Origin of the sequence: Bradyrhizobium sp. STM 3809, assembly GCF_000239795.1 — a bacterium.
Classification (GTDB): domain Bacteria; phylum Pseudomonadota; class Alphaproteobacteria; order Rhizobiales; family Xanthobacteraceae; genus Bradyrhizobium.
Window position 1 is genome coordinate 1 of sequence record NZ_CAFJ01000005.1, and the last position, 8199, is coordinate 8199.

Annotated in this window: 7 protein-coding genes; all 7 read left to right on the forward strand. The window is 65.7% G+C overall.

Annotated features, from left to right (window positions below):
• A partial coding sequence (gene dxr, locus BRAS3809_RS00230) for a 1-deoxy-D-xylulose-5-phosphate reductoisomerase (RefSeq protein ID WP_035654698.1) occupies positions 1 to 1010 on the forward strand: 1010 nt, incomplete at its 5' end.
• 39 nt (positions 1011 to 1049) lie between these two features.
• Positions 1050 to 2201, forward strand: a complete 1152-nt coding sequence (gene rseP, locus BRAS3809_RS00235) for an RIP metalloprotease RseP (protein ID WP_008960091.1) — start codon at positions 1050 to 1052, stop codon at positions 2199 to 2201.
• 172 nt (positions 2202 to 2373) lie between these two features.
• On the forward strand, positions 2374 to 4935 hold the full coding sequence (gene bamA, locus BRAS3809_RS00240; protein WP_008960092.1) for an outer membrane protein assembly factor BamA: 2562 nt from the start codon (positions 2374 to 2376) through the stop codon (positions 4933 to 4935).
• 112 nt (positions 4936 to 5047) lie between these two features.
• A complete protein-coding gene (gene lpxD / locus BRAS3809_RS00245) occupies positions 5048 to 6115 on the forward strand; it encodes a UDP-3-O-(3-hydroxymyristoyl)glucosamine N-acyltransferase (RefSeq protein ID WP_008960093.1) in 1068 nt (355 codons plus the stop codon).
• Positions 6115 to 6573, forward strand: coding sequence for a 3-hydroxyacyl-ACP dehydratase FabZ (gene fabZ, locus BRAS3809_RS00250; protein ID WP_006611100.1), 459 nt, complete (start codon positions 6115 to 6117; stop codon positions 6571 to 6573). Before lpxD ends, fabZ begins: the two co-directional genes overlap by 1 nt.
• Positions 6574 to 6602: 29 nt before the next feature.
• Positions 6603 to 7415 carry an acyl-ACP--UDP-N-acetylglucosamine O-acyltransferase gene (lpxA, locus tag BRAS3809_RS00255; RefSeq protein WP_008960094.1) on the forward strand — a complete coding sequence of 271 codons (813 nt, stop codon included), beginning with the start codon at positions 6603 to 6605 and terminating at the stop codon, positions 7413 to 7415.
• A 5-nt stretch (positions 7416 to 7420) separates the two neighbouring features.
• Positions 7421 to 8199, forward strand: a 779-nt coding sequence (locus BRAS3809_RS00260) for an LpxI family protein (RefSeq protein WP_035654701.1), incomplete at its 3' end; no start/stop codon positions are given.

Genomic DNA, 8199 nt, shown 5'->3' on the forward strand with positions numbered 1-8199 from the left:
CCGATCCGGCCCGGCTCGGCGAGTTGCGCGAGGCGCTGGCCGGCACCGGCATCGCATGCGGGGCAGGGGAGAGCGCGATCATCGAGGCCGCCGCGCGGCCGGCCGACTGGGTCATGGCCGCCGTGTCCGGCGCCGCCGGCCTGAAGCCGGCGCTCGCCGCCGTCGACCGCGGGGCCACCGTCGCGCTCGCCAACAAGGAATGCCTGGTCTGTGCCGGCGATTTCTTCATGCAGCGCGCCGCGCAGGCCAATGCCTGCATCCTGCCGGCCGATTCGGAGCACAACGCGCTGTTCCAGGCGCTGTCCTCGGGCAATCGCGAGGAGCTGGTCCGCGTCATCATCACCGCCTCCGGCGGGCCGTTCCGCACCTGGGCTCCCCAGGACATCGAGCAGGCGACGCTCGCCCAGGCGCTGAAGCACCCGAACTGGAGCATGGGGCAGAAGATCACGATCGATTCGGCCTCGATGATGAACAAGGGCCTCGAAGTGATCGAAGCCTCGTACCTGTTCGCGCTGTCGCCTGACGAGATCGACGTGCTGGTGCATCCGCAGTCGATCGTCCACGGCATGGTCGAGTTCTCCGACCGTTCGGTGGTTGCCCAGCTCGGCGCCCCGGACATGCGGATCCCGATCGCCCATTGCCTCGGCTGGCCGGAGCGCATCAAGGGACCGTCGGCGCGGCTCGACCTCGCCAAGATCGGCACCCTGACCTTCGAGGCCCCCGATTTCGAGCGGTTCCCCGGCTTGCGGCTGGCCTATGACTCGCTGCGCACCGGGCGCGGCGCCACCACCGTGTACAACGCGGCGAACGAGATTGCGGTGGCGGCGTTCATCGGCGGCCATATCCGGTTCGGCGCCATTGCCCGGCTGGTCGAGGCGACCCTGAATGACTGGACGCGGTCTGGTAATTTGGCACCGCTTGCATCCGCCGACGACGCCATCGCCATTGACCATGATGCGCGAAAAAGGGCCGCGGGGCTCTTGCCTCAAATCGCCGTAAAAGCATCTTAAAGGGTTGGACGGGCCGCAGGCCCATCGGGAAGGTCATCGATGTCCGAATTTTTCCATCATATTTTCAGCACCTTGAGCAACGGCCTGCTCGGCTACATCATCCCCTTCCTGTTCGTCCTCACCATCGTCGTGTTCTTCCACGAGCTCGGTCACTTCCTGATCGCGCGCTGGGCCGGCGTGAAAGTGTTGACGTTTTCGCTCGGATTTGGCCCAGAACTGATCGGTTTCAATGACCGGCACAACACCCGCTGGAAGATCTCGGCGGTTCCGCTCGGCGGTTATGTGAAGTTCTTCGGTGACGAATCCGAAGCCTCCACCCCCTCAGGCGAAGCCCTGGCCAAGATGACGGCCGAGGAGCGCGCCGACAGCTTCCACCACAAGACCGTCGGGCAGCGCGCCGCGATCGTCGCGGCCGGCCCGATCGCCAATTTCATCCTGGCCGTGATCATCTTTGCCGGCATGGCGCTGTATTACGGCAAGCCCAATACGACGCCGCGGGTCGATGCCGTCCAGCCGGACAGCGTCGCCGCCGCCGCCGGCTTCAAGACCGGCGACGTCATCGCCTCGATCGACGGCCGGGCGATCGAGACCTTCGGCGACATGCAGCGCATCGTCTCGCTCAGCGCCGGAACCGAGCTGACCTTCGTGGTCAAGCGCGACGGCTCGGAGATCACCCTGAAGGCGACCCCGGCGCTACAGGAGCGCAAGGATTCGTTCGGCAACACGCACCGGATCGGGGTGCTGGGGATCCAGTACAACGCCAAGCCGGACGAATCACGGTCGGTTCCGGTCGGGTTCCTCGAATCGATCAAGTTCGGCTTCGAGCAGGTCGCGTTCATCATCACCACAACCTTCAAGTTCATCGCCTCGCTGCTCTCGGGAACCGGGAATGCCGGAGAGCTGGGCGGAACGATCCGAATCGCTCAGCTGTCGGGGCAGGCGGCGAGCCTCGGGTTCCAGGTTCTGGTGAACTGGTGCGCGATGATCTCGGTCTCGATCGGGCTGCTGAACCTGTTCCCGGTTCCACTGCTCGATGGCGGACACCTGTTGTTTTACGGGGTGGAGGCGGTTCGCGGCCGTCCGTTGTCCGAGCGGGCCCAGGAAATGGGGTTCCGAATCGGCCTGGGCCTGATCCTCATGCTGCTGGTGTTCACGACCTATAACGACATCCTCCACATCGCCGGGTCCTGAAGGCGGCTTTTTTACGACGTGGCGGATAGGCAACGTTTTGAAACGAACTTGAAAATTCGGAGAAATCCGGCGTTTGCCGTCCACGGCAAATTGGTTACAAGCGAACGACAAATGGGAATCTGTCGGCTCGGTAGGGGTACTGGACCGGCATCGGAATAAGGGCGCGTAGCGCATGAAGTTCGGATTGCGGGTGCGGGGGGGCTTGGCGGCCGCCTTTATCATGTTCGCCGTTCCGGTGGCTTTGCCGCTGGCGAGCGTGGTCATGTCGTCGCCAGCCGCGGCTCAGACGGTCAACTCGATCGACGTGGTGGGCAACCGCCGCGTCGAGCTGGAGACCATCCGCTCCTACTTCAAGCCCGGACCGGGCGGCACGCTGGATGCCGGCCGGATCGACGACGGCCTCAAGGCCCTGATCGAGACCGGCCTGTTCTCGGACGTGAAGATCAACCGCCAGGGCGGCCGGCTGGTCGTGACCGTGGTCGAGAACCCGGTGATCGGACGCGTCGCATTCGAGGGCAACAAGAAGGTCAAGGACGAGCAGCTGCAGGCCGAGGTGCAGTCGAAGCCGCGCGGCACGCTGTCCAAGCCGATGGTGCAGTCGGACGCGCAGCGCATCGCCGAGATCTATCGCCGCTCCGGCCGCTATGACGTGCGCGTCACGCCCGAGTTCATCGAGCAGCCGAACAACCGCGTCGACCTGATCTTCACGATCGAGGAAGGCCCGAAGACCGGCGTGAAGTCGATCGAGTTCGTCGGCAACAACGCGTTCTCGTCCTATCGCCTCAAGGACGTGATCAAGACCCGCGAAACCAACCTGCTGAGCTTCCTCGGCTCCGGCGACGTCTACGATCCGGACCGCGTCGAGGCCGATCGCGATCTGATTCGCCGCTTCTATCTCAAGAACGGCTATGCCGACGTGCAGGTGGTCGCCGCGCTGAGCGAGTACGATCCCGAGCGCAAGGGCTTCATGGTGACCTTCAAGATCGAAGAGGGTCAGCAGTACCGGGTCGGTTCGGTCGACTTCCAATCGACGATTTCGACGCTCGATCCCAACTCGCTGCGCGGCTACTCGCGTGTCAGCGTCGGCTCGCTGTACAACGTCGAGAACATCGAGAAATCGGTCGAGGAGATGCAGATCGAGGCCTCGCGGCGCGGTTACGCGTTCGCGGTGGTCCGGCCGCGCGGCGACCGCAACTTCGAGGCCCATACCGTCTCCGTCGTGTTCGCCATCGATGAGGGCCCGCGCACCTATATCGAGCGCATCAACATCCGCGGCAACACCCGGACCCGCGACTACGTCATCCGCCGCGAGTTCGACATCTCCGAGGGCGACGCCTACAACCGCGCCCTGGTCGACCGCGCCGAGCGGCGCCTGAAGAACCTCGACTTCTTCAAGGACGTCAAGATTTCGACCGAGCCTGGCTCGTCGAGCGACCGCGTCATCCTGGTCGTCAATCTCGAGGAGAAGTCGACGGGCGACTTCTCGATCTCGGGCGGCTATTCGACCACCGACGGCGCATTGGCCGAGGTCTCGATCTCCGAGCGCAACTTCCTGGGCCGCGGCCTGTTCGCCAAGGCGTCCGTGACCTACGGCCAGTTCGCCCGCGGCTACTCGCTGTCGTTCGTCGAGCCCTATCTGCTCGACTACCGGGTCGCGCTGGGCCTCGACCTCTACCAGCGCCAGCAGCTCGCCAACAACTTCATCTCCTACGGCACCAAGACGCTCGGCTTCAGCCCGCGCCTCGGCTTCCAGCTCCGCGAGGACCTGTCGCTGCAGCTGCGCTACTCGATCTACCGCCAGGAGATCTCGCTGCCGACGACGCTGTCGGACTGTAACAACGTTGCTGCCGGCACCATGATCGGCAACCGCTTCGTGCCGTTCAACCCGACGCCGGCGTTCATCAATGGCAACCTCGGCGGCGTCGATCCGACCGGCAATAACGGCCTGGGCTGCTTCGCGAATGGCGAGGCCTCGCTGCCGGTCCGTCAGGAGCTGGCGAAGGGCGCAACCCTGACCTCGGCGCTCGGCTACACGCTGAACTACAACACGCTCGACAACAACAAGAACCCCACCGACGGTCTGCTGGTCGACTTCAAGCAGGACTTCGCGGGTGTCGGCGGCGACGTGTCCTACCTGAAGACGGCGTTCGATGCGAAGTACTTCACCCCGCTGGTGTCGGACATCGTCAGCATCGTCCACCTGCAGGGCGGCATCCTGAACAAGATCGGCAACACGCAGCTGCGCATGCTTGATCACTTCCAGATGGGTCCGAACCTGGTCCGCGGCTTCGCTCCGAACGGCATTGGTCCGCGTGACATCAATCCGTTCGGCACGCAGGACGCGCTGGGCGGCACCAAGTATTGGGGCGCTTCGCTCGAATTCCAGATGCCGTTCTGGTTCCTTCCCAAGGAGACGGGTCTGAAGGGTGCGGTTTATGCCGACGCCGGCGGCCTGTGGGGCTATCAGGGCCCGACATCCTGGGCGGCCACGGGCGAGGTCAACGTCGCAGGCTGCCGGGCACCGACCCGCGCCACGGCCACGGCGCCGGCCAATGCCGGCACCTGCCTCGGCCTGCAGTTCGACGACCAGAACAAGGTCCGCAGCTCGGTCGGTGTGGGTCTGGTGTGGGCGTCGCCGTTCGGTCCGCTGCGCTTCGACTACGCGATCCCGCTCACCAAGGGTCAGTTCGACCGGACCCAGGAGTTCCGGTTCGGCGGCGGTACCTCGTTCTGAGCCTGAGCGAAACAAATCCGGGTTGGCATCGACCAACCCGGCCGGTGTAAGAGATGAGAGCTCGGTTCCGGGAGACTGGAGCCGGGCTCTGACGTTTTGAGAGTGTGACGGGATGGCCCAGCCGACCTTCTTCCAATCTCCACCCCCGGCGACTCTGGCGGCGATCGCGGCCAAGGCGAACGCGGTGCTCGTCGACCCCTCTCAGGGCGAGAAGATCATCAAGGGCTTGGCCTCGCTCGACGAGGCCGGGCCGATGCATCTGGCGTTCTTCGACAACCTCAAATACGCCGACCAGCTGGCCCGGACCAAGGCCGGCGCCTGTCTCGTCAGCCCCCGTTTCGAGGGCCGCGTGCCGGCGCATGTCGCAGTGGTCAGGGCCAACCAGCCGTTCCGCGCCTTCGTGCAGCTGGCCCGCGAATTCCACGCCGATGCGTTGCGGCCGCAGCCCTGGTTCGGCGACGACGGCATCTCGCCCCAGGCGATCATCGACCCCAGCGCCCGGCTGGAGGACGGTGTCATCGTCGAGCCGCTGGCGGTGATCGGCGCCCATGTCGAGATCGGCTCAGGCACCATCGTCGGAGCCGGCGCCGTCATCGGGGCGCACGTCAAGATCGGCCGCGACTGCAATGTCGGCGCCCGCACCGTCATCCAATGCGCGCTGATCGGCAACGACGTCCTGATCCATCCCGGCTGCAGCATCGGCCAGGACGGCTACGGCTTCATCTTCTTCGGCGCCAATGGCCATACCAAGGTGCCGCAGACCGGACGGGTGATCATCCAGAACCACGTCGAGGTCGGTGCCGGCACCACCATCGACCGCGGCAGCCTGCGCGACACCGTGATCGGCGAGGGCACCAAGATCGACAACCAGGTGCAGATCGGCCACAATGTCACAATCGGCCGGCATTGCCTGCTGGCGGCCCAGATCGGGCTGGCAGGAAGCCTCACGATCGGCGACAACGTCGCGCTTGGGGCGAAGGTCGGCATCAACAATCACCTGACGATCGGCGATGGCGCCCAGGTCACCGCGATGAGCGGCGTCAAGGACGACATCCCGCCGAACGGCCGGTGGGGCGGCTTCTTCGCCAAGCCGACCAAGCAGTGGTTCCGCGAGATCGTTGCGGTGGAACGGCTGGTGCGTGATCAGGCGGCAACGAGCAGGGACGAAGGACGGGAGTGATGGAGGAGTCACCCATCAAATTTGCGGACATCGACATCAACGAGATTCTGAAGACGCTGCCGCATCGTAACCCGTTTCTCCTGATCGACCGCGTGAAGAATATCCGCGCCGACTACAGCGGCATCGGCGTCAAGAACGTCTCTTTCAACGAGCCGTGCTTCCAGGGCCATTTCCCGGAGCGGCCGGTCTATCCGGGCGTGCTGATGATCGAGGGCATGGCCCAGACCGCGGGCGTGATCGGCATCAAGTCGGTCGAGGGCACGGAAAAGCCGCGCGCGGTGTATTTCCTGACCATCGACAAGTGCAAGTTCCGCAAGCCGGTGCTGCCGGGCCAGACCATTGAGTACCACATGCGTTCGATCGGCCGCCGCAAGACGATGTGGTGGTTTCACGGTGACGCCAAGGTGGATGGCGTCGTCGTCGCCGAGGCCGATGTCGGCGCGATGCTGACCGACTGACGTGCCGAGAGAGAGTTGGTTGCGTTGAGATGAGCAAGATTGATCCCACCGCGCGTGTCGAGGACGGCGCCGTGATCGGCGAGGGCACCGTGATCGGTCCCTACTGCATCATCGGCCCGAACGTCGTGATCGGCGCGAACTGCAAGCTGATCAGTCACGTCCAGATCATGGGCCACACCACGATCGGCGACGACAACGTCATCTCGCCGTTCGTCGTGCTCGGCGGTGCGCCGCAGGATCTCAGCTATCGCGGCGAGCCGCACCGGCTCGAGATCGGCTCCGGCTGCACCTTCCGCGAGGGCGTGACGATGAACATCGGCACCACCAAGGGCGGCGGCCTGACCAAGGTGGGCAATGGCGGGTTCTTCATGAACAACGCCCATGTCGCCCATGACTGCGTCGTCGGCAACAACGTGATCTTCGCGACCTCGGCGACGCTCGGCGGTCATGTCGAGGTCGGCGATGCCGTCTACATCGGCGGTCTCTCGGCGGTGCATCAGTTCACCCGCATCGGCCACGGCGTGATGGTCGGCGGCGTGTGCGGCGTGCGCGGCGACATCATCCCCTACGGTCTCGTCAACGGCCAGTACGCCGCGCTGGAGGGCCTCAACGTCATCGGCATGAAGCGGCGCAAGTTCACCCGCGAGCGCCTCGCCACCGTCCGCGCCTTCTATCAGAAGCTGTTCCACGGCCCCGGCGTGTTCGCCGATCGCCTCGCGGCGGTGCGCCCGATGGCCGGTGACGATCCCGCGATCGCCGAGATCCTGGCCTTCATCGACGGGGGCCGCCATCGCGCATTGTGTCTGCCGGAGATCGGCAGATCCGCGCCCGCCGAGGCCTGACGGTCATGGGCGGGCCGGCCAGCGAGACCACGGCGCCTGTCGGCCTGATTGCAGCCGGCGGCGTGCTGCCCTTTGCGGTCGCCGACGCCATCGTTGCGCGCGGCCAGACGCCGGTGCTGTTTGCGCTGAAGGGCATCTGCGATCCCAAGCCGCTGGCGCGCTTCCGCCATCACTGGATCGGCCTCGGCCAGCTCGGCAACGCCCTGAAGCTGCTCAAGGCCGAGGGCGTCCGCGACCTGATGTTCATCGGCAACCTCGTACGCCCCGCGGTCTCCGAGATCCGCTTCGACTGGGGCACCCTGCGCGAGCTGCCCTATATCTGGTCGGCCTTCCGTGGCGGTGACGATCACCTGCTGTCCGGCGTCGGCCGCATCTTCGAGCGCCATGGCTTCCACATGATCGGCGTCAAGGACGTCGCGCCCAATTTGCTCGTGCCCGAAGGGCCTCTGACGCGGAGCCGGCCGAACGATCTGGTCACCGGCGACATCGCCAAGGGAATGTCCGTGCTGCGCGCGATGGCGCCGTTCGACGTCGGGCAGGCGGTCGTGGTGATCGACGGCCACGTCGTCGCGCTGGAGGACATCGAGGGCACGGACGGCCTGCTGGCCCGCGTGGCGCGCCTGCGCGCCGACCGCCGCATCCGCTCGGCGGTCGGGCGCGGCGTGCTGGTGAAGGCGCCGAAGGCCGGCCAGGACCTGCGCTACGACCTGCCGACCATCGGTCCGCGCACGGTCGAAGGGCTTGCCGCGGCCGGCCTCGCCGGCGTTGCCGTCGCATCGGCCCA

What these genes read in the sequence shown, in the direction of transcription:
- rseP (WP_008960091.1), top strand. Translation starts at nt 1,050, where the DNA reads ATGTCCGAATTTTTCCATCATATTTTCAGCACCTTGAGCAACGGCCTG.
- bamA (WP_008960092.1), top strand. Translation starts at nt 2,374, where the DNA reads ATGAAGTTCGGATTGCGGGTGCGGGGGGGCTTGGCGGCCGCCTTTATC.
- lpxD (WP_008960093.1), top strand. Translation starts at nt 5,048, where the DNA reads ATGGCCCAGCCGACCTTCTTCCAATCTCCACCCCCGGCGACTCTGGCG.
- fabZ (WP_006611100.1), top strand. Translation starts at nt 6,115, where the DNA reads ATGGAGGAGTCACCCATCAAATTTGCGGACATCGACATCAACGAGATT.
- lpxA (WP_008960094.1), top strand. Translation starts at nt 6,603, where the DNA reads ATGAGCAAGATTGATCCCACCGCGCGTGTCGAGGACGGCGCCGTGATC.